The sequence below is a fragment of the Croceicoccus gelatinilyticus genome, from assembly GCF_018398395.1.
GTDB lineage: Bacteria > Pseudomonadota > Alphaproteobacteria > Sphingomonadales > Sphingomonadaceae > Croceicoccus > Croceicoccus gelatinilyticus.
In genome coordinates this window covers 282,202-304,173 of sequence record NZ_JAHCBF010000001.1, presented here as the reverse complement: position 1 = coordinate 304,173, position 21,972 = coordinate 282,202, and the positions used below count along the sequence as shown (strand labels likewise).

Below are 21,972 nucleotides of genomic sequence, written 5' to 3'. Positions count from 1 at the left end.
CATAGCGTGAAAGTGCCGCGCGCAAAAGCGTATCCGGGACTTGTGCCAGAAGCCGTACCGTTTAAGGACTACAGAACTCCCCCGGCATGATGATATCCACCAAACTCCTGTCGCGTAGACGTTTTGCGCCCTTGTTCGCCACCCAGCTGCTGGGCGCGTTCAACGACAACCTCTACAAGAACGCGATGGTCCTGTTCGTGGTGTACCAGGTGTACAACTCGACTGCCGAAGAAGCGCGGTTCTCCGCGATCGCGTCGGGCCTGTTCACCTTGCCCTACGTGCTGTTCTCCGCGCTGGCGGGCCAACTTGCCGACATGCGCGACAAGGCGGCCATCGTCCGGATCGTGAAGCTGGCCGAAATCGGCATCATGTTCGTCGGTGCCACTGGTCTTGTGCTGGCGTGGCAGGGGATCATGGTCGAAACGCTGGCCATCCCGCTGATGCTGGCGGCACTGACCGGGCTTGGCGCGCATTCCACGTTTTTCGGGCCGATCAAGTACGCGATCCTGCCGCAGCATCTTAAAAAGGAAGAAGTGCTGTCGGGCACCGGCCTCGTCGAGGCGGGCACTTATCTTGCCGTCCTTGCAGGTACGATCCTTGCCGGCTGGATTCCGGTCGAGGCTGCTGCCGCGCTTATCCTAGTCCTGGCCGGTATCGGCTGGTTCGCAGGGCGCGAGATTCCCGACGCGCCAGCGCAGGCCGTCGATGAGAAGGTCGATTACAACATCATCCGCTCCTCCATCCGCGTCGTGAAAGCGACGATGGACGAAAAGCGCGTGTTCTACGCGATCATGGCGATCAGCTTCTTCTGGACCATCGGCGCGGTGCTGTTCATCGAATTCCCGCCCTTGGCCAAGAACGTGCTTTCCGCGGGCAAGGAAGTCGCCAGCCTGTTCCTGGTGATTTTCTCGGTCGGTGTGGCGATCGGGTCCATGGCGATCAACCTGCTCCTGAAGGGCGAGGTTTCAGCCCGCTATGCGCCCATCTCGGTCGTCGTCATGGGGCTGTTCATCGTGGCCTTCCACCTCGTGTGCAAGGCATGGGTCCCCCATGAAGGCGGGCTCTATACGGTGATGGAGTTCGCAACGCTCCCGCTGGCCATTCCGCTGATGCTTTGCCTCTTGGGCGTGGCCATTGCGGGCGGCATGTTCGTCGTGCCGCTCTATGCCTTTCTGACCACCGTGGTCGACAAGTCGCAGACGGCGCGCACGGTGGCGGCAAACAACATCGTCAATTCGGGTGCGATGGCCGCCGGTGCGATCATCGCGATGGGACTGACAGAAGGCGGTGTCCTGATCGTTGACCAGTTGCTGTTGGCGGCTGCGATGTCGATCGGGGCGGCGTGGCTGGGATGGATCCTCTACCGCGCCGAACTGGCAGAGCCTGCGCTGGCCGAATAAGTCGCCGCGATCAGGCGATCATGCACATGACGGCGATGAAGCACGCGCTGTAGGCCATCAGGAAGTCCTTCACGTCCTTTGACGAGAACTTCGACAGCAGACCGCCTTCAGCTTCGCCATCCACCGGCAGCGCGCTTTCCCGGCGGCGACCGAAGACCGGCCGGCGGATCATCGCGGGGCGGAACTTCATGCGCGTGGCGCGGGCAGGCATCTGGATGGCGGCGTTCTGCATGGTCAGGTTCGTCTTTCGTCCTAGTCCTTCGTGGCTTGCCGCAACGTGGCGGCTTCACCCATTAGAACGCCCTTTCGGCGATAACGTTTCTTTAACTACTCGCCTTTACCCCTTAAAAACAGGGCCCTTGCGCCTGTCGCCCCGCCTTGGGACAGGCGGGTTAACCATTGTCATGCGCGGCCTGCGCAGACCCGCGCAGATCTCAGCCTTTTTTCGACATCGACAGAATTTTTTTCCATTCGTCCGGCATGACCTCGGACACGGAAAGACGCATGAGCTTTACCAGCTCCATCTCTTCCAGCGAAGGCTCGGCCTTCACCTGTTTCAGGGTGACCGGGTGTTTGAGCTTCTCGACCGGCTTGACCTTTACTGCGGCCCACTTGCCGGTCTCGTCCGTCGGGTCGGTGATGCCGTCGACGCTGATCTCGACGATGCCGACGATCTCCAGCCCCTTGTTAGAGTGGTAGAAGAACGCCTTCTCACCCTTTTTCATCGCGGCAAGGTTGTTGCGCGCGCGATAGTTGCGAACCCCGTCCCACGTGCCTTCGCCTTCCTCGACGAGATCGTCCCACGAATAGACGTCGGGTTCCGATTTCATCAGCCAGTAGCGCTTGGCCATCGCGGGGGTCTCCTTGGGTTATTTCGTGTTAGGTGCCTTCTAGGCAGCAGGTCGCGGGGCGCAACCGTGCGGGGGCGCAAACCTGTGCAAGTCAGACGTCGGGCAGCGCCTGGTCGGCAAAGCCCCAGCCCTGCAGCGCCTTGTGGCGGGATCGTTCGATCAGCTTCTTCGCATCCGAGATCGAGAACTGCTGCGCATCGGGCATGTCTCCCAGCTCGCGCCATGACACCGGCACCGCGACCGGCGCACCGCTGCGCGCACGGGCCGAAAAGGGCAGGACCGAGGTAGAACCGCGCTGGTTGCGCAGCCAGTCGATGAAGATTTTTCCCTTGCGCTTGGCCTTGCTCATCGTCGCGACGAAGCGGTCGGGCTCGGCCAGCGACAGCGCTTCGGCAAAGCGGCGGGCGAAATCCTTGTGCGCCTCCCAAGAATGGCCGGTGCGCAGCGGCACGATGACATGCACGCCCTTCCCACCCGACAGCATGGCAAAGCTCGTCAGGCCTAGGTCTGCCAGCCGGTCGTGAATGTCTTTCGCGGCTTTCTTCACGTCGGCAAAGTCCAAGCCCTCGTCAGGGTCGAGATCAAACACCAGCTTGTCCGGCGCTTCGACATCGTCGGTCCGCGCGCACCAGCCGTGGAACTCGATCGTCCCCATCTGTACGCAGGCAAGCATGCCCTGCGCGTCTTCGACATAGAGATAGTCCTCGGCCCCGCCGTCCTTCTCGGTAATCGGGACGTGGTGGACGTGCGGCCCGAACGAGCCGCTGTCGTGCTTCTGGAAGAAACACTTCTTCGCCCGACCCTGAGGACAGCGCACCAGGCTTACGGGCCGCTGACCCGCAAAGGGCAGCATCAGGGGCGCGATCGCGGCGTAATAGTCGGCAAGGTCGCCCTTGGTCTGCCCGCTGTCGGGAAAGACGACCCGGTCGCGGCTGGAGATCTCGACCGTATCGCCTTCATCGGGAGCGCTAGATGCCTGTTCGGGCACGATGTCCTTTGCCGCCTTGTCCCCGCGCAGGCCGAGGTAGCTTGCATGGCGCACGTTGCCGTTAGCGGTGAACTCGGCAAAGGCGATCTCGGCGACCAGCTTCGGGGTCAGCCAAGTCACGCCCCGCGCGCTGACCTTGTCGACTTCGGCAGGCGGCGTCTTGCGCTCCAGCCGCTTCATCTTCGCGGCCAGATCGTCCATCGCATCCATCGTGAAGCCGGTGCCGACATTGCCCTTGTAGACGAGCACCTCGCCCTCGTGCTGCGCCAGCAGCAGCGAGGCGAACGGGCGGCCCTTGGCGCTCGACTTCTTCCAGCCGATGACGACGAATTCCTGCCGCCTCGTGCATTTGACTTTCACCCACGCCTTGGTGCGGGATGAGCGATAGGGCGCGTCGATTTTCTTCGAAATGATCCCTTCCTGCCCCGCGCCGCACATCGCTTCATAAAGCTTCTCGCCCGCACCGATGACATGGTCGGCAACGTGGATCGGCGGGGCGGCATCGGCCAGCAGGGCCTCCAGCCGCTCCTTGCGCTCGATATTGGTGCGCGGGGCCAGGTCCTCGCCTTCGAGTTCGACTAGGTCGAAGGCATGGAAGGCCAACGCATCGTCCTTCCCCTGCGAACCGTGCCCGCGTTTCAGCACCGCCTGCAGGGTCGAGAAATCGGGATTGCCGTCCTTGTCGTGCGCGACGATCTCTCCATCGATCAGGCATGGCGGCAGGTCCAGCGCAGCGATCGCCTCGACCAGCGGGCCAAACTTGTCGGTCCAGTCCTTGCCGTTGCGGGTCCAGACCGTGACCTTGTCCCCCGCCACGGCGACCATCGCGCGATATCCGTCGAACTTGATCTCGTGCATCCAGCTATTGCCCGAAGGCACCGCATCGACGAGCGTCGCCAGCTGCGGCTTGCGATACTTCGGCGGCTTGGCCGGTCCGCGTTTCTTCGCAGGCCGCTTAACCTTGCTTTCGTTCCGGCTGGCCGCCTTCTGCATCTGGGCCGCGAAATCCGCGCCCTTCTTGCCTTCCAGCGAATAGGCACCGCCCTTGTCCGCCGCGATCTCGGCCATCGAGCGGCCGGTGAGCACGCTCGTCAACTCGCGCTCGATCAGCGGGTCGCCGTCCTCGGCATATTCGTCCTGCAGCTTGCGTAGCAGCCAGTTCTCGCGCTTCTCGCCCTTGCGCGGCTTCAGGCGGATCAGCAGCCACTCACCCTTCATCCGCTCACCGTCGAGAATGAAGTGCAGGTGGCCCTTGTCGATGTCCTTCCAGCTCTTGCCCGAAATCGGCTGCCACGTGCCCGTGTCCCACAGCATCACCGTACCGCCGCCATATTCGTCCTTGGGGATCACCCCCTCGAACTCGGCATAGGACATGGGGTGATCCTCTGTCCGGACGGCGAGCCGCTTGATGTCGGGATCGGGCGACGGCCCCTTGGTGACGGCCCAGCTTTTCAGGACCCCGTCCGCCTCCAGCCGCAAGTCCCAGTGAAGCCTCGTCGCATCATGCTTTTGCACGATGAAGCGCGCCCCGCCCTTGTCGGGATCGACAGGCTTTGCCGCACGTTCGCCCTTGGGCTCCGCCGTCTTCGCGAAGTCGCGCTTGGCGTTGTAGTCCTTGAGGAGATCGGACGCAGCCATCAGGCGCTCTTGCGGCGGCTCGTCGTCTTCTTGGCGGGCTTTTCGTCACCCACCGACTGCTTGAGCGCGGCCATCAGGTCGATCACGTTGGAGCCCGACTTGCCCGATGGCTCGTCCACGTCCTCGATAATCTTCTTGCCCGACTTCGATTTCGCCTTCTTGTCGATCAGCTTCCTGAGCGCATCGGCATAGCGGTCGTGAAATTCGCTCGCATCGAAGGGCGCGCTGCGCTGGTCGATCAGCGTGGTGGCAAGGTCGAGCAGTTCCTTCTTCGGCTTGCTCTCTTCGATATCGGCAAAGAACGCCTGTCCCTGCCGGACCTCGTCGGCATAGCGAAGCGTCTCCATCAGCAGCCCTTTGCCGCACGGCTTGATCGCCACCAGCACTTCGCGACCGCGCACCGAAAGCTGCCCCAGCCCGACCTTCTTCGCCTTGCGCAATGCTTCGCGCAGGACGACGAAAGCTTCCTCGGCCAAGTCGTCGGCAGGTGCGACATAATAGGGCTTTTCGAAATAGAGCGGATCGATCTCGCACGAATCGACGAACTGGACGAGTTCCAGCGTCTTCTTGCTCTCGATCTTGACCGCCTCGATCTCCTCCTGATCCAGCAACACGTAGTTGCCCTTGGAAATCTCGTAGCCCTTGATGATGTCGTCGCGGTCCACCGGGCCTATGCCGGGCACGACTTTTTCATAGGCGATGCGCTTGCCCGAAGGTTCGTGGATCTGATTGAAACTGATCTTCGCGCCCGATTTCGTGGCGGCATAGGCCTCCACCGGAATCGAGACGAGCGCCAGCCTGATCTGACCCTGCCAATATGCGCGTGCGGCCATACGAATGTTCCTTTCGGAAGCATCAGCGCACGAGCGGTCAAATTGTTTCGGAAGGAAGGTCGATGGTGGAGCCGAGGGGGATCGAACCCCTGACCTCTACAATGCCATTGTAGCGCTCTCCCAGCTGAGCTACGGCCCCATTTTTCCATCGATTTGCGAGTGCCCTGGGAGGCATCGCGATCCCGACCGCGTCGGGAAGCGGCTCTTTAGGGAGAGCCTTTTTCGCTGGCAAGAGGAAAATTCGCCCTGCCGGAAAAAGCCGGCGCGCAATCGGGCGCAACTGGCCCGACCGCGCGCCAGACAATCACGTTTCGTCGTCGTCGTCGTCCTTGGCCTTGGCAACGCCAAGATCGTCGTCACCGCCAAGATCGACGTCGTTGTCGGGCGAATCGTCATCCTCGTCGATGTCGAGATCGTCATCCGCCAGATCGTCGTCGTTCTGCTTCGATTCGTCCTTCTGTTCCTCGAAGGGAATCGGCTGCTTCGACTTCAGCACGGGTTCGGGCGTCCACTCGTTACCGCACTCGATGCAGGTAACCGGATCGTCCTTGCCGAGATCGTAGAAGCGGGTGCCGCACTTCGGGCAGGTGTGCTTCGCACCCCATTCGGGCTTGACCATGAATATCCTCGTTCGAAACCGCGCCCCCGCTTCGGCGGCGCCTTGATTGCTGCAATAATCTGGGCAGGCGGAGCCGGGGCTTCAAGCGCCCTGTCCCCACCGGGAAGCGCGCGCCTTGCCATAGGGGCGCGCCCCTGTCAAAAGCCGCCGCCATACCCGCGACCGACGGACAGCCATGAGCCACGCAAATACCCCTACCCCGCGCCGTTTCCTGCCGGGCGCGCCGCTGACGGGACGCATCGCCGTTCCGGGCGACAAGTCGATCAGCCACCGTTCGCTCATGTTCGGCGCTCTGGCAGTCGGCCGCACGACGGCAAAGGGCCTGCTGGAAGGTGAGGACGTGATGGCCACGGCCGGTGCGCTGCGGGCCATGGGTGCGACGATCGTGCGCAGCGACGATGGCACATGGACCATCGACGGCGTTGGCGTGGGCGGACTGCTTCAGCCCGAAACCGCGCTTGAAATGGGCAATTCCGGCACTTCCACGCGGCTCTTGATGGGTCTTGTCGCAAGCCACGGCATCACCGCGACCTTCACCGGCGATGCCAGTCTTTCAAAGCGTCCGATGGGCCGCGTGATCGAACCGCTTTCGCTAATGGGTGCCGATTTCACGTCGAGCCCCGGCGGCCGCCTGCCGCTCACCATGCGCGGCGCGCACCCTGCCGTCGCAATCGAATACCGCCTGCCCGTCGCCAGCGCCCAGGTAAAAAGCGCGGTGCTTCTGGCAGGGCTCAACACGCCTGGCGTGACCCGCGTTATCGAACCGGTCGCCACCCGCGATCACACAGAACGCATGCTGACCGGATTCGGCGCCGAACTGACTGTCGAGGAAGTCGACGGCACGCGAATCATCGACATCCGCGGCGAGGCAGAGCTGAAACCGCAAGACATCATCGTGCCGGGCGATCCTTCGTCCGCCGCATTCTTCGTCGTCGCCGCGCTGCTCGTGCCGGGATCGGATCTTGTCGTCGCCAATGTCGGTCTCAACCCCACTCGTGCCGCGCTGTTCGACGTGCTGCGCGCCATGGGCGGCTCGATCGAAGAACTGGACCGCCGCGATGTCGGCGGCGAGCCGGTTGCCGACCTTCGTGTCCGTCACTCCGATCTTTCCGGCATCGAAGTCGATCCCGCAGTCGCACCGTCGATGATCGACGAGTTCCCCGTGCTCTTCGTCGCCGCCTCGCTGGCCAAGGGCCGCACCGTCACGACGGGGCTCGACGAACTGCGCGTCAAGGAATCGGATCGCCTGACCGCGATGGCCGAGGCGCTGACGCTGGCCGGCGCGAAGATCGAGGAGCGCGAGGACGGCCTCGTCATCGAAGGCACCGGCGGCGAACCTCTGCCCGGCACTTCGGGCGATCGCGTGACCACGCACCTCGACCACCGCATCGCGATGAGCATGGCGGTCGCAGGGCTTGCCAGCCGTGACGGGGTGGAGATCGACGACACCTCGCCCATCGCCACCAGCTTCCCGACGTTCGAGGCGCTTCTGGCGCAGGCTTCGGCGGCATGACCGCGCTCGACATCCCGACCCTGATCGGCTTCGTCGGCATGGCCTGCATTATCTTCGCCTATGCCTACATGACCGGAAAGGCGGACCCGAACCCGTTCGTGCAGCACGGCGTCAACCTTACCGGCGCGATCCTGCTGGCGATTTCACTCTACTATCACCCCAACCTGCCCTCGATGGTGCTCGAAGGGTTCTGGGCCGCGATTGCCATCTGGGGCATCGCCAAGGCACTCAAGGCGCGGAGAACCGCATGATCATCGCCGTCGACGGACCGACCGCATCGGGCAAGGGCACGATCGCCAAGGCGCTGGCCGCGCATTTCGGCCTGCCGCATCTCGATACTGGCCTGCTCTATCGCGCCGTGGGAAAGCAAACCGCGCTGAACAGCGGCAATCCCGACGATCCACTCGATGCCGTTCGCGCGGTCGAGTTTCCTGACAGCCTGCTCGATGATCCCGACCTCCGCAGCGAAGCCAGCGGCGCGCTGGCCAGCCGTGTCTCGGTCCACAAGGGTGTGCGTGCCGCGCTGCTCGAACGCCAGCGCGCCTTTGCCGCGCAGCCCGGCGGCGCGGTTCTCGACGGCCGCGACATCGGCACGGTGATCGCGCCCGATGCCGACGTGAAATTGTTCGTCACCGCCAGCGTCGCCGCTCGCGCCGACCGCCGCTATGCCGAGAGCCTGTCGCGCGGCCACGAAGTCACGCTTGAAGAAATCCGCGCCGACCTTGCTGCTCGTGATGAACGCGACCGCAACCGCGCCGAGGCGCCACTGGTCGAAGCCGCGGATGCGATCCTGCTCGACAATTCGGACCTCAACGCCAAGGCCTCGGTCGCCGAAGCGATCCGGCTGGTCGAAGAAGCGCTGGCTGCGAAAAGGTAACGTCGCAGCGACACCGCGATAATCGCGCAAAACCGCCTTTTACCTTGCCTTCTGCGCCCGATGGGCGTAACGGCGCGCGGTCCCGAAAGCCCTTGTGGCTTGACGGATGCCGTGGACCGCATTCGGCGCCCTCGGCAGTTCGGCCCTTTTGGCCCGCCAAGGCAATGGTGCTTATGGCGGAGGAAAGACCGGCGGAAAAACCGCCTGGCCGGAAAAATCGATAAACGGGAATACCCCAAACAATGGCCACTTCGGCAAACCCGACTCGCGATGATTTCGCGAAAATGCTCGACGACATGCTTGGTAACGAGGCCGATGGCGGCTTCGAAGGCCGCGTCGTCAAGGGCACCGTCACCGCAATTGAAAACGACAAGGCCGTCATCGACGTCGGTCTGAAGAGCGAAGGCCGCGTCCGCCTCGCCGAATTCGCCCGCCAGGGTGAAGAGCACGGCCTGAAGGTCGGCGACGAAGTCGAAGTCTATGTCGACCGCGTCGAAAACGCCGACGGCGAAGCGATGCTGTCGCGCGACCGCGCCCGCCGCGAAGCTGCCTGGGACCGCCTCGAGAACGAGTTCGGCGAAGGCAAGCGCGTCGAAGGCCAGATCTTCGGCCGCGTGAAGGGCGGCTTCACCGTCGACCTCGACGGCGCCGTGGCCTTCCTGCCCGGCTCGCAGGTCGACATCCGTCCGGTCCGCGACATTGCCCCGCTGATGGGCATTCCGCAGCCGTTCCAGATCCTCAAGATGGACCGTCGCCGCGGCAACATCGTTGTCTCGCGTCGCGCCGTCCTTGAAGAAACCCGCGCCGAACAGCGCAGCGAACTCATCGGCAACCTGGAAGAAGGCCAGGTCATCGACGGCGTCGTCAAGAACATCACCGACTACGGTGCGTTCGTCGACCTCGGCGGCATCGACGGCCTGCTCCACGTCACCGACATGAGCTACAAGCGCGTCAACCACCCGAACGAGGTGGTGAACATCGGCGACACCGTCACTGTCCAGATCGTCCGCATCAACTCGGACACGCAGCGCATCTCGCTGGGCATGAAGCAGCTTGAAAGCGATCCGTGGGATGGCGTTGGCGTGAAGTACCCGGTCGGCGCGAAGCTGACGGGCACCGTCACCAACATCACCGAATACGGCGCATTCGTCGAACTGGAAGCGGGCATCGAAGGCCTCGTCCACGTTTCGGAAATGAGCTGGACCAAGAAGAACGTCCACCCGGGCAAGATCGTCTCGACCTCGCAGGAAGTCGAAGTCATGGTCCTCGAGGTCGACGCCGACAAGCGCCGCATCTCGCTCGGCCTCAAGCAGGCCCAGTCGAACCCGTGGGACGACTTCGCAGAGAAGCACCCCGTCGGCTCGACCGTCACCGGTGAAGTCAAGAACGCGACCGAATTCGGCCTGTTCATCGGCCTTCCGGGCGACGTCGACGGCATGGTTCACATGTCGGACATCGCATGGGGCATCTCGGGCGAAGACGCGCTTGCCCTGCACCGCAAGGGTGAAGAAGTCGAAGCCGTCGTTCTCGACGTCGATGTCGACAAGGAACGCATCAGCCTCGGCATGAAGCAGCTCGAAAAGGGCGCACCGGCAGTCGGCGCGGCTCCGGGCGGCACGGGCCTGCGTCGCGGCGAAGTCGTCACCGTCACCGTTCTCGAAGTCCGCGATGGCGGTCTCGAAGTCCAAGTCGGCGACGATGGCGCAACCGGCTTCATCAAGCGTTCGGACCTCGGCCGCGATCGTGACGAACAGCGTCCCGACCGCTTCCAGACCGGCCAGAAGGTCGACGCGATGGTCACCGGTTTCGACCGCACCAAGAAGCCCAACTTCTCGATCAAGGCGCGTCAGATCGCCGAAGAGAAGCAGGCTGTCGAACAGTACGGTTCGTCGGACTCGGGCGCTTCGCTCGGCGACATCCTCGGCGAAGCCCTCAAGGGCAAGAACTGAGCCGAAATGGCGGCGGTGCAGGCGAATGCCTGCGCCGACCAGCCACGAGGCCGGCCAGCGGGCGCAGCCCGTCTGACGTCACGGGATTTACTCCCGTGACGGCTTCCCGGCCCCGGTAAAAACGAAAGGCCCGCCGCGCATTTTGCCGGCGGGCCTTTTGCTTTGTGCCTCCCGCGTCCCTATCTGGAGGTACGGAAGAGGAGCACCCGATGATCGAAGTCCACCAGTTCCCCTGCCTGTCGGACAACTATGGCTATCTGCTGCATGACACCGACAGCAACGAGACCGTGTGCATCGATACGCCCGACGCGGCAGCCTACATGCACGAGGCGGCGGCGCGCGGCTGGCAGATCACGCAGATCTGGAACACGCACTGGCACCCCGACCACGCCGGCGGGAACGAGGCGATCAAGGCTGCGACAGGCTGCAAGGTAACTGCGCCCGTTGGCGACGCGGAAAAGATCGCGGCGATTGATACGACGGTTGAAGGAGGCAATGTCGTGCATTTCGGCGATCATGAGGCCTATGTGATCGACGTTGGCGGCCATACGCATGGCCACATCGCCTACTACCTTCCCGAAGCCGGGGTCGCGTTCGTCGGTGATTCTATTTTCGCCCTCGGCTGTGGACGCATGTTCGAAGGCAATCCGGAACAATTCTGGCAAAGCCTGAAGCGCATCCGCGAACTTCCGGACGAAACGCTGCTTTACTGCGCGCACGAATATACCGAGGCGAATGCGGGATTTGCCCTGCACGCAGACCCCGAAAATGCCGCCTTGCAGGACTATGCGCAGGAGATCGTGGAGCGACGCAGCCGCGGCATCCCGACGGTCCCTGCCCGCCTCAGCCGCGAAATCGCGACGAACCCGTTCCTGCGTGCAGACGATCCCGACATGCAGGCGCGCTGGGGCGGCGGCAATGCGGTGCAAACCTTCGCCGCGCTCAGGAGTGCGAAGGACAGCTTCTAGGACTGATCAGGCGGCGGGTACGAGCGGAATGCGGAAAGTGACCGTCAGGCCCTCCGCATCCCAGGTATGCGTCGCCGGGCCCGGCAGCGCAGCCGACATGCGCATGATGAGGCGCAGACCCGTGCCGGGGACCATGTCCCCCGCAGGGGCCGTATCCAGCCATTCACGCCAGATGAACTCGGCCTCGTCACCGCTTTCGGTGATGCGCAGGTCGATCTTGCCACCCTTCCCCGAAAGCGCGCCGTACACATTGGCGTTCGACTCCAGTTCGCCAAGCACCATGGCGACCGTACGCGCCGTCTCGGCATCAATCTGGCCGCGTTGCCCCTTGGACATGGAGAAACGCTCTGACTTGCGTGGTGCAGCAAGAATCCGGTCGAGCAAATCCGACAGCGCCAGCATCTTCGAGCCAGAACCTGCTGACAGGCCCAGTGCGACGTTCAGCCGGTCGAGGCGTTCCATCAGACGCTCCGAACGGGCGCGACCCAGCGGATCGTTGCCAAGCGATATGCGCGACAGCGCGCCGATCAGCGCCAGCTGGTTCGAAGCCTTGTGAATGAGTTCGGCTTCATCGGTGCGTCCGTCGCGTCGGCGATACTGCGTGACATCGCGTGACGTGCACAGGATATGGGAAGGCCAGCCATGCGCATCGCGGATCGGGCTGACGAGAACCTCCCACCAGCGGTCTTCGCCCTTGGCGGTCGGACAGTATGCTTCGAAACGGGTTTTGCGGCCCTTGGCACTTTCGGTAATCGCCCCGGTCAGCGCAATCTGGCTTTCTTCAGGCCACAAGGTCACAAGCTTGCGCCCCGCCACGGCCGAGAAATCGTCGATTTGCATGGCATGGCGGCCGTTGGGATTCATGTACTCAAGCTCGCCATCGAGGCTCAGGACCTTGATGCAGTCCGGACTCTGATCGAGAATCGCCCAGACAAGCTCCTGGTCATCGACCCCCGCGCGCTTAAGACGAACAACATCCCTCACGTTACCGACCCCATTGGCGCAGAGGCTGCGTCCCCCGCATCCGAGGGCTTATCAACCTCTGCTCAAAATGTCGATTCACCGCCTAGCGGATAAATTGCGTCGAGCAAAAAAAAGGCGGACCCGAAGGCCCGCCTGTTTTCTGCCAATGATCGCTGATCAAAGGCTGGCGATCGTCTGATCCACGAGCGCGCTGTCCGCACCCGAGTCGTGCTTTTGCGCAATGATCGCGGCGGCACCTGCTGCCGAAGCGCGTGCTGCCTTGGCGCGCAGTTCGTCGATCGCGGCGCGTTCGGCACCTGCAATCTTTTCCTCGGCCATCTTCTGACGGCGGGCAACCATTGCAGTGCTGTCGCTTTCAGCCTTGGCGACGATGTTGTCGGCCTCGTGCTTGGCATGCTCCAGCATCGACGCCGCGTCCTTTTCGGCGTTGGCGATCTTGTCGGCATATTCCTTGCGGAGCGCCTCAGCCTCGGCACGAAGGGCCTTGGCTTCGTCGAGCTGCGACTTGATCTCGGCGATCTTCTTGTCGAGCCCGCCTGCGATCAGCTTCGGCACGCCCTTCCACAGAAGGATAGCGATGAAGCACAGCATCGCGAGGCTGACCCACGCGAAGGGACCGATGAAACCGAACGCAACCGGTTCGGCGTGTTCGGTACCGGCGTGGCCAGCTTCTTCCATGCCCTGCAGTTCAGCGGCGTGTTCGAGGTTTTCCTCGACCATGGCCGAACCATCCGCGGCAAGAACGACGGTCAGTGTGCTCATCACATCGCCTCCTTCACGGCGGGACGGGCCTCGGCGGCAGAGACCTCGATACCGGCAAGACGCTTCACGATGTCGGCAGCAGCCTCGCTGGCCACTTCCTCGATCTCGGCGGCAGCCGAAGCACGGGCATCGGCGATGCGGGCTTCAGCTTCGGCCAACTTGGCGTCGATGCCGGTCTGCGCGGCAGCCAGCTTCTTTTCGGTGCTGGCAGCAGCCTCGGCCTTGGCCTTGGCGACAAGGGCCTGGGCCTCTGCGCGGTTTGCGTTTTCACGCTCACGCCAAGCGGCTTCTTCCGCATCGGCCTTGTTACGGGCAGCTTCGGCAGCGGCGAGGTCGTCCGAGATCTGCTTGTCACGCAAGGAGACGGTGTCCATCACCTTGGGGACCATGCCCTTGCCGATGACGAAGAAGACCAGACCGAAGATCAGCAGCAGCCAGAAGATCTGACTGGAGTAGGTCGCGGCCAACTGTTCTATCTGAGGCATCGCAAATGGCGTCCTGTTACGGGATCAAGCAGCTAAAATTCTAAGGTATCCCTTTTCCGGCCCGCCCGCCAATCGGACGGACCGGGAAAGGAAAACGTTCGATCAGGCGACGAAGATCAGGATCATCGCGACGACGAACGAGAGCAGGCCGAGAAGTTCAGCAGCGGCGAAGCCGATGAACAGGCGGCCCTGCTGGCCGTCGGCAGCACCCGGATTACGGAGCGCGCCTTCGAGGAACTTGGCGAAAACGTTACCAACGCCGAGCGAGGCGAGGCCCGCACCGAGAGCGGCGAGACCGGCACCGAGCAGCTTTGCGGCTTCTGCGTCCATTGTAAAAACTCCTTTGGAAAACTTGTCGTGTTGAACAGATCAGTGAAGGTTTTCAGCGTCGTTGAGATAGACGCTGGTAAGCAAAGCGAAGACGTAGGCCTGAATGCCCGCGACCAGGATTTCGAGCGCGCAGATACCGACCATGAGCAGGAAGCTCGGGATACCGGCGATCGCGAAATACTGCATGCCTGCGTTGCTGGAGCCGATCACGAAGCTCGACAGCACTTCCAGCAGGACGTGCCCGGCCATCATCGCGACGAAAAGACGCAGGCCAAGGCTGAAGGGGCGGACCATGAAGCTGATCATCTCGACCACGAAGATGATCGGGATCATCGGAACGGGCGTGCCGTGCGGCACGAAGAGCGAGAAGAAGTGCAGCTTGTGCTTCGCGAAGCCGACGATCAGCACGATGCCGAACGAGATGATCGCGAGAATGCCGGTCACGGTGAAGTGGCTGGTGAAGGTGAACGGGTGAAGACCGATGACGCCCAGCGGCAGCAGGCCCAGCACGTTGCCGAACAGGATGAACATGAACAGCGAGAAGATATAGGGCACGTATTTGCGCCCGTTCTTGCCGATGTTCGCTTCCAGCATGTCGTCGATCAGGCCGGTGAAACTTTCCACCGCCATCTGCCAGCGGCCGGGCACCAGCTGACGCTTCATGCCGCCGGCCACGAAGACCCACAGCGCGATCGCCGAGATCGCCATCCACACCGTCGAATTGGTGATGGCGATATTATAGCCCAGCAGTTCCAGCTGATCCGTACCGAACATCGGCTGGATCGTGAACTGATGCATCGGGTCGACTTTGGCTTCGGTTGCCACGCGTGTTTCCCTGTCGCCTTATGAACGACAGCGCCCTTACTGACTGTCAGTCGGGGCGCCGGTTCGAAATTCGTATAATGTTCCTGAAAGCAACGACCATTCCGAGGAACAGCATCACCAACAGACCCCAGGGCGACGTGCCAGCAAACCGGTCGATAACCCAACCGATCAGCGCGCCACCTGCGAGACCACCGATGAGTTCCGCCAGCACCTTGGACCCCAGGCGATAATTCGCGTCGGGAGCCTGTACCTGCGACTTGATGCGCGTATCTTCCCGCTCTCGCGCGGCCTTGAGCCGGGCTTCGAGCGAATCGATGCGAGCATCCTCACCAATGGGTTCCCGATCGGACTGATCATCGTTCATGCTGGTTCCTCCCGTTGAAAGGCCCGGCAAGCACGACAAGCTGCCCGTCGAGGGCGCGGACCCTTTAGGAAAGGGGTCTCCTCAAGTCAACATGGCCCAATGGTCGTATTCCAGCTATTTTGCGGCACTGCAAAACGGGCAGGAATCTGCCCTCTCAGGCGTTGACGTAAATTGGTCGGAAACGAGGGTCGCAAAACCCCCGTGCGAATCAGCCCGCGGCGGGGCAGCGCGGGTCGACGCGGGCCGGACCGCTGCCGCGGGTCTGCCAGCTGCCGTCGGGGGCCTGATACTTCTCTCCGGCAACGGTGCGCGCGATCAGGAGGCAGCCCTGCGTAAAGGCGAATTCCTCGATCGTGACGCCCTGCGAACGCGCGCGGTCGGCGTAGCTCGCCTTGCGGCGGATGTTGAGATCGTCGACCAGCTTTTTCAGATCGCCCGACGGGCTGCCGACGAAGCCGAGGTAGCCGTCCATCTTCTCGCCGATCGTGCCATTGGCGCGTGCGGCGGCATAGGCCGGGTCGCGCTGCGCGAATGCAGGCGTTGCGAAAGTCGCCAGCGCGCCTGCAGCAAGCAGCGCGGTAGCGATATTGCGAATGGTCTTGCCGGTTGCGGCCATCAGAAAATCTCCGGGTTTTCCTCGATGTTCTCTTCCGCGGAATCCACGAGGCGGTAGAGCACTTCCTGTTTGATGTTCACGTTGAGCTCGATCACGATCGGCTCTGCCGGGGCATTCACGTTCACGCAGGCCCCCAACGCCGAAAGGCCCGCGGCCATCGTGCCGCAGGCGATCAGGCGTTGCCAGCCCGGCGCGATGCCCCTTTGGATTTCCATCGGGGCCGTGTTCGCACCGGCGGCAGCCGGCGTCAATCGAGCCTTCCATCGTGCTCCACTCATTGCATTCTCTCGCTTTCCGGAGGCTGAATGTCTTCTTCAACCGGGGTGATATCCTCGCCCAGCACAGCTTCGCCCGAAGGGACGAGCGAATTGCCGCTGACGTCGATCAGGCCCAGTTCGCGCGGATCGCGTACCGAGGCCGGGTCGTAGAGCGACTTGAAGCTGGACAGGAGCTGATAGAATGGCGCGCGCACGTTCACGTCGAAACGTATCGGCAGCGACGCAAGGCGCCGGGTGATGATGTTTTTCTTCGCGCCCTCGCCCTGGCTGACGCCGTCGATCTTCACACGGGTCACGATCTCGCCATCGAGATTCCCGTCGAGACCGATCCGCATCGCCGTGTAGTCGAGCGACTTGAGCGCATCGAAAGCGAAGTTGGCGATCGGGTTGATATCCTCGTAAGTCAGCGCGCCGACGTAGGAGACATTGCCGCCCGGCGGGCGCGACGTCAGCACGCCCCCTTCAATACGCCCACCGTTCTCGTCGAAGATGAGCGGGATCGTGCCGTCAAAGGTGCCAGTAGCCGACAGGTTCGCCAGTTCCATCCTCTCGACGAAACGGGCCGCATCCAGGCCCTCGATCTCGAAGACGTAGCTGCGTACCTCGGTCATGCCGAGATTCATGCGCGTGGGCCGCATCATGAGGGTGCCGCCAAGGAACGGGAATGTCGCGCCGTTGAGCTGGAGCGCGAGGTCCGGCTCGATCGCGAATTCGACAACGCCGTTTTCCGCCACGATGCCCGGGTTCACTTCGGCGATCATGACCCGCTGATTCGGCGCGGTCTCCAGCGCGAGGAGATCGGTGAATTCGACCGTTCCCGAAAGTCCGCGCACCGGCCCGAAAGCTGCGGCAAAGTCGAGCGAATCGGTCGAGAACGAGCCCGTAGAGGTCACGCCCGCCTCGTTCCAGTCGATCCGGCCCGTGCCGGTCACCGTGCCATAAGCATTGGCGATCGTGCCCAGCGCAAGGCGGGTGACGGTGTCGGGCTGCAAGCCGTCGTCAAAAGTAATGCCGTCGACGCTAAGGTCTGCGTGCCCGGTTCCGGTGCCGAGCGCATGGACGATATCGACGTCCACGATGGCGCGGTCGGTCGTTTCCTCGCGCAGCAGCGCCTCTGCAAGGATCGTGTTGTCGGCAAAGACCAGTTCGGCATCGCGCGCGATCATCGGCTGGAACCGTGCATCGGCCTGCCGGTCGGTCACGCGCAGCGCGCCGTTCTCGACGATCAGCGAATCATCGCGCCATGCCCAATTGCCCGATGCCTGCGTGATATCGAGCGGGACATCGGCGAGCCGGAACTCGGCATCGGCAAACGTACCCGCGATCTCATCTCCGATATCGGCGGTCAGTTCGCTCAACCGGAAGCGGGTTGCGCTCTCGTCAGGGCCAAGCGCGATATCGAGATCATGCGCGACGAGCTTGCCGGGAATGCCGAGCCTCACCGGACCGCCGCGAATCGTTGCAGGCGTGTCGCCCAGCATGCCGGCAAGGTCGAGCGAGGGAACGCCGGCTGCAAAGCGCGTCCCTGCCGAATCGCTGCGCAGGATGGCGCTATTCTCGGGCGAGCAGAGCATGAGCGACTGGTCCTGCAGCGTCAGGCTCGCCAGTTCGAGGCGTGCGAAACGCGGCGTGATGCAGCCGGGCCAAAGCGCGAGACCGCCATCGGGCTTCCATCCGCCGCTGACCGGCAGTTCCAGCGCCTCGACCCGACCGCCCGGGATCGCACCCGATGCCTCGACCGTGCCCGACAATTGCAGGAAGCCCGAAGCGTTCTGCCTGATCTCCAGCGCGGGGATCGCAAGCTTTGCATCGTCAGCGGCATATTCGGCCATCGAAAGCTGCATCGTGAGGTCACCGCGACCGCCCTGCTCCATCCGGCCCGAAATTCGCGGCAAACCTCGCCCGCCGCTTTCGAAGGCGCCTGCGAATCGCGCCTGTCCCGCTTCGGTCATCGAAAGCTGGCCGCGAGAAATCGAGAGCAGCGTCTCACCGCTTTGCCCGCGCCATGCCGCATTGGGCACGATCACGGTGCGATTCTCTGGCCCGATACGCGCCTGGATATCGCCGTCGAACGTGCTGCGCCGCCCTTCGCTGGCCAGCGCGTTGCGCAGCTTGGCCAGAAGCGGTGCGCCGAGCGTGCCCTCGGCCACCTGCTGGTATCCGGCAAGCTGACCGTCGAGCCCCTGCCCCGGCCGCAATCCCGCTCCCCTGAAGCTGCCGTCGAAAGCGACATTGGCGAACCCGTCACGCGCCCGCACGGTGCCCTCGACACCGAATCGCGTCATGTCCGCGCCGGCCAGCCGCGCATCAGCGGCGGTGAGGTCGAGGTCGCTGGTCAGCCCGCTTTCGTTCATGGCGATCGCGATCTCGCCCGCGATGCTGCCGACCGACTGTCCGCCAGCGGCCATCCTGCCGCTCAGCACGTCGGCCTTGCCGTCGAACCCGTCGAACTGCTGCGTGCCGGTGAGGTCGAGCGCCAGCATCGCCTGACCCAACGAGAAATCGGTATCCTCGCACTCCACGCCGGAAATACGCAGCGGGCCTTCGAAGCGCGGCTTCTCGCGGGTGATCGCGATCGTGCCGTAAAGCGTCGCGTCACTGACCATGCAATCGCCGTCCGAAAGGCTGGGCGCAACCGCGCCGACGACGCCGGTGAAACCGCCGCGCAAGGGGCCGGACCCTGCCAGCTTCACCCCGACATTGCCGTATTCCGAACCCAGCAGCGCCCGCCCGTCGTCGATCGTGACACGCATGTCGGGAAGCTGGAACGGCTCGTCCGAAGGGCCGGTATAGATGACGCGGTCGAGCGCGCCGAAGCTCATCTGTCCGTCGACCAGCTTGCCATAAAGGCGCGGCTTCACCAGCCGGACCGAGGCGATTTCAGGCGAGCCGAAGCGATAGCGTATCGTGATCTCCGCCCGCTCTATCGTCATGTCGGGATTGGCCGGATCGCCGATCACGACATTCTCGATCACCTGTATCGACGGCCCGATCGACGCGATGTCGTAAGTCGCGGGAAGGTCGTAACTTTCCAGCGTATCGGCGATCAGACCGTCCGCGATATCCTTGCGCGCGGTCCACACCCCGCCAACGACAAGCGCCAACGCAGCCACTCCGCCCAGCGCGACCCTGGCGAGCCGCTTGCGCCGCCGGGGCGGCAGCGTGGGCTCTTCATCGATGTCGGCGGGTTCGTTCATGCTTCTTTCTAGTAGGCCGCGACCGGATAATCGATCCACGGTTCGCAGGCGGGCGGAACTTGCGCGGGCTGCGAGGCAAAGGCAATGGTTCGAAACGCAATTTTACGTCGGGGGGTCCCGGCGAGGAGCAGGTCGCAGTGAACAGCAGGCAGGACGAACTGCCGATGAACGAGGTGCCCGCAGTGCCCGGGAAAAAGGCAGAGGGGCACGATCCGAAGGGCCACCGCGCCCGTCTTCGTGCGCGGATGCTCGACGGCGGGGCGGACGCGCTGGGTGATCACGAGATCGTGGAATACCTCTTGATGACCGCGATTCCCCGCCGCGACGTCAAGCCGCTGGCCCGCACACTCATCCAGCGCTTCGGCGGACTGGCTGGCGTCTTCAATGCCGATCGCAAGGCGCTGGAAACGCACCCCGGCATGGGCGAAACGAGTGCGGCGGCATTGAAGATCGTCTCGATCGCCGCCCGCCGCCTTGCCCGCGCCGAAGTGCAGGACAAGCCGGTACTGGGGTCTTGGCAGGCGCTGATCGACTATCTCACCATCGACATGGCGCATCTGACGGTCGAGCGCGTGCGGGTGCTCTATCTTAATGCGCAGAACAGGCTGATCCAGGACGAGCATATCGGCGACGGTTCCCTGGACGAGGCATCGATCCACCCGCGCGAGGTTATCCGCAGGGCGATGGAACTGGGCGCAGCAGCAATGATCCTCGTCCACAACCACCCCAGCGGAAACCCCGAACCCAGCCGCGCCGACATCCAGATCACCAACCGCATTGCCGAGGCAGGACGCCTGCTCAACATCACCGTGCACGATCATGTCATCATCGGACGCTCGGGCCATGTCTCGCTGCGGTCGAAGGGCCTGATCTGATGTGCATCGCCGTCGCTGCGTGGCATTGTGGTCCCGACTGGCCGCTGGTTGTCATCGCAAACCGCGACGAATTTCACGAAAGACCAACGGCGGGCCTCGCCCGATGGGACGATGGCAGCGGGATCATCGCTGGGCGCGACTTGCGTTCGGGTGGAACGTGGCTTGGCGTTTCGGAAGAGGCCGGGCGGCTGGCGCTCATTACCAATTTTCGCGATCCGGTGAACTTTCGCGCCGATGCACCGTCGCGCGGGGCCTTGGTTACAGACTGGCTGACCGGCGACTGGCACCGTGTCGAAGACCGTTTTGACCGACTGGCGGACTATAACGGTTTGAGCCTGATCCTGATCGACGGACCGAAAGGCTGGATCGTCGACAACCGAACGATGAGCGAGCCGCACGAGATGGACACGGGCGGTTTTTACGGACTCTCGAACGGGGCTTTTGCTGATCCTTGGCCCAAGGTGGACCGGCTGGTCGGCGACATGCGCGGCGTGCTCGACGACGGTCCGCCGGACGAGGATGCATTTTTCGCCATGCTCGCCAAGAGCGGTCCGGCGGCAGAGGCCGAGAGCGAGGAAGCACCGGTGTTCATCCACGATCCCGATTACGGCACGCGGTGCAGCACGGTGGTTATGATCGGCAAGGACGGCACCAGTTCAATCGCGGAGCGCCGTTTCGCGCCTGACGGATCGCTATCCGGCATGGACCGGATCGAGCTTTCCTATCGCGGTTGAGCGCCTCTGGGCGCGGCGATGACGATACCGGCAAGGATGATCGCCATCCCCACACCGTGATACCAGTAGAGCTTCTCGCCCAGCAAAAGAGCAGCCAGCAAGGCCCCGATAATCGGCATCATCGCGATGCCTTGTCCCGCTATGGCCGACCCTGCCCGCGCCACAGACGCATTGAACAGGAAATAGGCAATGACCGACGGGAAGATCGAGACATAGGCGATCGCTCCGATCGAATTCGCCGTGAAGGCAAGGTGATGCCCCGGTGTCAGCAGCGCAATCGGTAGCAACACCAGTGCCCCTCCCGCGAACGTCACGAACAGGAAGCTGGTGGGCCGGACTTTCGGCGCCATCCGCAACAGGACGGTATAGATCGCCCAGATCAGGCAGGCGCTGAAAATGACAAGGTCGCCCTTGCCCAACTGCAGGGACAGAACAGCCTCCATGCTGCCGCGAAAAATCGTGAAGGCAGCCCCGAACACGGACAACAGGATGCCGAAGACCTTCACCATCGGTTCGCGCTGAGAGAACGCGAGTGCAGCGATCAGCAGGACCAATCCGGGAATGCTCGCCTGCATCAGCAACGTGTTCGTCGCGGTCGTGTATTGAAGCCCTGCATAGAGCACGGTGTTGAAGCCCGCGATGCCCGTCAGGCACAGCGCCAGTGTCGGTTTCCATGCCGCGCGGATCACGGGCCAGTCCTCACGCAATCCCCGCCATGCCAGCGGCGCCACCACGATCGTCGCGCCAATCCAGCGCAGCAGCGCCAGGATGACCGGATCGATGTCATCGCGTACCGCGCGGCCAACGATGGCATTGCCCGCCCAGAACGCGATCGTGCATCCCAGCATCACGTAAGTCAGCCAATCGCCGCGCCGGCTATTCATCG

Annotated in this window: 23 protein-coding genes and 1 tRNA gene; 8 read left to right on the top strand and 16 right to left on the bottom strand. The window is 63.3% G+C overall.

Features of this window, described 5'->3' with window-relative positions; genetic code table 11:
- Positions 1-86: 86 nt before the first annotated feature.
- Positions 87-1,400 (top strand): MFS transporter, encoded by a 1,314-nt coding sequence (locus KIH45_RS01670; protein WP_213174257.1) that lies wholly within the window; start codon positions 87-89, stop codon positions 1,398-1,400.
- A gap of 10 nt (positions 1,401-1,410) precedes the next feature.
- Here the strand turns inward: KIH45_RS01670 and KIH45_RS01665 are convergent, their stop codons facing one another.
- The 6 genes from KIH45_RS01665 to KIH45_RS01640 all read right to left on the bottom strand — a co-directional run bounded on the left by KIH45_RS01665 (position 1,411) and on the right by KIH45_RS01640 (position 6,329).
- Complete coding sequence (locus KIH45_RS01665) at positions 1,411-1,632, bottom strand: hypothetical protein (protein WP_213174256.1); 222 nt, start codon at positions 1,630-1,632, stop codon at positions 1,411-1,413.
- 202 nt (positions 1,633-1,834) lie between these two features.
- On the bottom strand, positions 1,835-2,251 hold the full coding sequence (locus KIH45_RS01660) for an EVE domain-containing protein (protein WP_144095437.1): 417 nt from the start codon (positions 2,249-2,251) through the stop codon (positions 1,835-1,837).
- Positions 2,252-2,342: 91 nt separating this feature from the next.
- Positions 2,343-4,877, bottom strand: coding sequence for a DNA ligase D (ligD, locus tag KIH45_RS01655; protein ID WP_213174255.1), 2,535 nt, complete (start codon positions 4,875-4,877; stop codon positions 2,343-2,345).
- On the bottom strand, positions 4,877-5,710 hold the full coding sequence (gene ku / locus KIH45_RS01650) for a non-homologous end joining protein Ku (protein ID WP_213174254.1): 834 nt from the start codon (positions 5,708-5,710) through the stop codon (positions 4,877-4,879). Before ku ends, ligD begins: the two co-directional genes overlap by 1 nt.
- A gap of 63 nt (positions 5,711-5,773) precedes the next feature.
- Positions 5,774-5,849: transfer RNA gene (locus tag KIH45_RS01645), tRNA-Ala, on the bottom strand.
- Positions 5,850-6,014: 165 nt separating this feature from the next.
- The gene (locus KIH45_RS01640; protein ID WP_213174253.1) at positions 6,015-6,329 is read right to left on the bottom strand and encodes an FYDLN acid domain-containing protein; all 315 of its coding nucleotides are present in this window, start codon (positions 6,327-6,329) and stop codon (positions 6,015-6,017) included.
- 175 nt (positions 6,330-6,504) lie between these two features.
- Between KIH45_RS01640 and aroA the strand changes: the two genes are divergently transcribed.
- From aroA to gloB, 5 genes are all read left to right on the top strand, one after another.
- Complete coding sequence (gene aroA, locus KIH45_RS01635; protein ID WP_213174252.1) at positions 6,505-7,842, top strand: 3-phosphoshikimate 1-carboxyvinyltransferase; 1,338 nt, start codon at positions 6,505-6,507, stop codon at positions 7,840-7,842.
- A complete protein-coding gene (locus KIH45_RS01630) occupies positions 7,839-8,093 on the top strand; it encodes a CBU_0592 family membrane protein (protein WP_213174251.1) in 255 nt (84 codons plus the stop codon). Before aroA ends, KIH45_RS01630 begins: the two co-directional genes overlap by 4 nt.
- Positions 8,090-8,719: a (d)CMP kinase gene (locus KIH45_RS01625; protein WP_213174250.1), complete on the top strand. Its 630-nt coding sequence runs from the start codon at positions 8,090-8,092 to the stop codon at positions 8,717-8,719. The genes KIH45_RS01630 and KIH45_RS01625 overlap by 4 nt, the downstream gene beginning before the upstream one ends.
- A gap of 242 nt (positions 8,720-8,961) precedes the next feature.
- A complete protein-coding gene (gene rpsA / locus KIH45_RS01620; protein WP_213174249.1) occupies positions 8,962-10,668 on the top strand; it encodes a 30S ribosomal protein S1 in 1,707 nt (568 codons plus the stop codon).
- A 209-nt stretch (positions 10,669-10,877) separates the two neighbouring features.
- Positions 10,878-11,636, top strand: a complete 759-nt coding sequence (gene gloB / locus KIH45_RS01615) for a hydroxyacylglutathione hydrolase (protein WP_213174248.1) — start codon at positions 10,878-10,880, stop codon at positions 11,634-11,636.
- Between the two features lie 6 nt (positions 11,637-11,642).
- Here the strand turns inward: gloB and KIH45_RS01610 are convergent, their stop codons facing one another.
- The 9 genes from KIH45_RS01610 to KIH45_RS01570 all read right to left on the bottom strand — a co-directional run bounded on the left by KIH45_RS01610 (position 11,643) and on the right by KIH45_RS01570 (position 19,477).
- Positions 11,643-12,620: a PAS domain-containing protein gene (locus KIH45_RS01610; RefSeq protein WP_213174247.1), complete on the bottom strand. Its 978-nt coding sequence runs from the start codon at positions 12,618-12,620 to the stop codon at positions 11,643-11,645.
- Between the two features lie 156 nt (positions 12,621-12,776).
- Entirely contained in the window at positions 12,777-13,382 is a 606-nt protein-coding gene (locus KIH45_RS01605) for a F0F1 ATP synthase subunit B family protein (protein ID WP_213174246.1), read from the bottom strand.
- A complete protein-coding gene (locus KIH45_RS01600) occupies positions 13,382-13,867 on the bottom strand; it encodes a F0F1 ATP synthase subunit B family protein (protein ID WP_213174245.1) in 486 nt (161 codons plus the stop codon). Before KIH45_RS01600 ends, KIH45_RS01605 begins: the two co-directional genes overlap by 1 nt.
- Before the next feature lie 102 nt (positions 13,868-13,969).
- Positions 13,970-14,197 carry a F0F1 ATP synthase subunit C gene (locus KIH45_RS01595; protein WP_066552832.1) on the bottom strand — a complete coding sequence of 76 codons (228 nt, stop codon included), beginning with the start codon at positions 14,195-14,197 and terminating at the stop codon, positions 13,970-13,972.
- 39 nt (positions 14,198-14,236) lie between these two features.
- Positions 14,237-14,995, bottom strand: a complete 759-nt coding sequence (locus KIH45_RS01590; protein ID WP_225899635.1) for a F0F1 ATP synthase subunit A — start codon at positions 14,993-14,995, stop codon at positions 14,237-14,239.
- A gap of 73 nt (positions 14,996-15,068) precedes the next feature.
- Entirely contained in the window at positions 15,069-15,386 is a 318-nt protein-coding gene (locus tag KIH45_RS01585; RefSeq protein WP_213174243.1) for an AtpZ/AtpI family protein, read from the bottom strand.
- A 208-nt stretch (positions 15,387-15,594) separates the two neighbouring features.
- Entirely contained in the window at positions 15,595-16,002 is a 408-nt protein-coding gene (locus KIH45_RS01580; protein ID WP_213174242.1) for a YdbL family probable chaperone protein, read from the bottom strand.
- Positions 16,002-16,217: a YnbE family lipoprotein gene (locus KIH45_RS01575; protein WP_225899577.1), complete on the bottom strand. Its 216-nt coding sequence runs from the start codon at positions 16,215-16,217 to the stop codon at positions 16,002-16,004. The genes KIH45_RS01580 and KIH45_RS01575 overlap by 1 nt, the downstream gene beginning before the upstream one ends.
- A 59-nt stretch (positions 16,218-16,276) precedes the next feature.
- A complete protein-coding gene (locus KIH45_RS01570) occupies positions 16,277-19,477 on the bottom strand; it encodes an intermembrane phospholipid transport YdbH family protein (protein ID WP_213174241.1) in 3,201 nt (1,066 codons plus the stop codon).
- Between the two features lie 164 nt (positions 19,478-19,641).
- Here KIH45_RS01570 and radC point away from each other — a divergent pair, with 164 nt between their 5' ends.
- Together radC and KIH45_RS01560 are read left to right on the top strand one after the other, a co-directional pair.
- Positions 19,642-20,352, top strand: a complete 711-nt coding sequence (gene radC, locus KIH45_RS01565) for a RadC family protein (protein ID WP_213174652.1) — start codon at positions 19,642-19,644, stop codon at positions 20,350-20,352.
- On the top strand, positions 20,352-21,086 hold the full coding sequence (locus KIH45_RS01560; protein ID WP_213174240.1) for an NRDE family protein: 735 nt from the start codon (positions 20,352-20,354) through the stop codon (positions 21,084-21,086). Before radC ends, KIH45_RS01560 begins: the two co-directional genes overlap by 1 nt.
- Here KIH45_RS01560 and KIH45_RS01555 read toward each other — a convergent pair.
- Positions 21,074-21,970 carry a DMT family transporter gene (locus tag KIH45_RS01555; protein WP_213174239.1) on the bottom strand — a complete coding sequence of 299 codons (897 nt, stop codon included), beginning with the start codon at positions 21,968-21,970 and terminating at the stop codon, positions 21,074-21,076. The two genes, KIH45_RS01560 and KIH45_RS01555, sit on opposite strands and share 13 nt — an antisense overlap.
- Positions 21,971-21,972: the final 2 nt, after the last annotated feature.

Bases quoted from the DNA above. Each gene is read 5' to 3' on its own strand.
- rpsA (WP_213174249.1), top strand. From the start codon at position 8,962: ATGGCCACTTCGGCAAACCCGACTCGCGATGATTTCGCGAAAATGCTC.
- KIH45_RS01590 (WP_225899635.1), bottom strand. From the start codon at position 14,995: ATGCATCAGTTCACGATCCAGCCGATGTTCGGTACGGATCAGCTGGAA.
- KIH45_RS01640 (WP_213174253.1), bottom strand. From the start codon at position 6,329: ATGGTCAAGCCCGAATGGGGTGCGAAGCACACCTGCCCGAAGTGCGGC.
- KIH45_RS01570 (WP_213174241.1), bottom strand. From the start codon at position 19,477: ATGAACGAACCCGCCGACATCGATGAAGAGCCCACGCTGCCGCCCCGG.
- KIH45_RS01555 (WP_213174239.1), bottom strand. From the start codon at position 21,970: ATGAATAGCCGGCGCGGCGATTGGCTGACTTACGTGATGCTGGGATGC.
- ku (WP_213174254.1), bottom strand. From the start codon at position 5,710: ATGGCCGCACGCGCATATTGGCAGGGTCAGATCAGGCTGGCGCTCGTC.
- gloB (WP_213174248.1), top strand. From the start codon at position 10,878: ATGATCGAAGTCCACCAGTTCCCCTGCCTGTCGGACAACTATGGCTAT.
- KIH45_RS01660 (WP_144095437.1), bottom strand. From the start codon at position 2,251: ATGGCCAAGCGCTACTGGCTGATGAAATCGGAACCCGACGTCTATTCG.
- aroA (WP_213174252.1), top strand. From the start codon at position 6,505: ATGAGCCACGCAAATACCCCTACCCCGCGCCGTTTCCTGCCGGGCGCG.
- KIH45_RS01630 (WP_213174251.1), top strand. From the start codon at position 7,839: ATGACCGCGCTCGACATCCCGACCCTGATCGGCTTCGTCGGCATGGCC.
- KIH45_RS01625 (WP_213174250.1), top strand. From the start codon at position 8,090: ATGATCATCGCCGTCGACGGACCGACCGCATCGGGCAAGGGCACGATC.
- KIH45_RS01665 (WP_213174256.1), bottom strand. From the start codon at position 1,632: ATGCAGAACGCCGCCATCCAGATGCCTGCCCGCGCCACGCGCATGAAG.
- KIH45_RS01605 (WP_213174246.1), bottom strand. From the start codon at position 13,382: ATGAGCACACTGACCGTCGTTCTTGCCGCGGATGGTTCGGCCATGGTC.
- KIH45_RS01600 (WP_213174245.1), bottom strand. From the start codon at position 13,867: ATGCCTCAGATAGAACAGTTGGCCGCGACCTACTCCAGTCAGATCTTC.
- KIH45_RS01560 (WP_213174240.1), top strand. From the start codon at position 20,352: ATGTGCATCGCCGTCGCTGCGTGGCATTGTGGTCCCGACTGGCCGCTG.
- radC (WP_213174652.1), top strand. From the start codon at position 19,642: ATGAACGAGGTGCCCGCAGTGCCCGGGAAAAAGGCAGAGGGGCACGAT.
- KIH45_RS01575 (WP_225899577.1), bottom strand. From the start codon at position 16,217: ATGGAAATCCAAAGGGGCATCGCGCCGGGCTGGCAACGCCTGATCGCC.
- KIH45_RS01585 (WP_213174243.1), bottom strand. From the start codon at position 15,386: ATGAACGATGATCAGTCCGATCGGGAACCCATTGGTGAGGATGCTCGC.
- KIH45_RS01580 (WP_213174242.1), bottom strand. From the start codon at position 16,002: ATGGCCGCAACCGGCAAGACCATTCGCAATATCGCTACCGCGCTGCTT.
- KIH45_RS01670 (WP_213174257.1), top strand. From the start codon at position 87: ATGATGATATCCACCAAACTCCTGTCGCGTAGACGTTTTGCGCCCTTG.
- ligD (WP_213174255.1), bottom strand. From the start codon at position 4,877: ATGGCTGCGTCCGATCTCCTCAAGGACTACAACGCCAAGCGCGACTTC.
- KIH45_RS01595 (WP_066552832.1), bottom strand. From the start codon at position 14,197: ATGGACGCAGAAGCCGCAAAGCTGCTCGGTGCCGGTCTCGCCGCTCTC.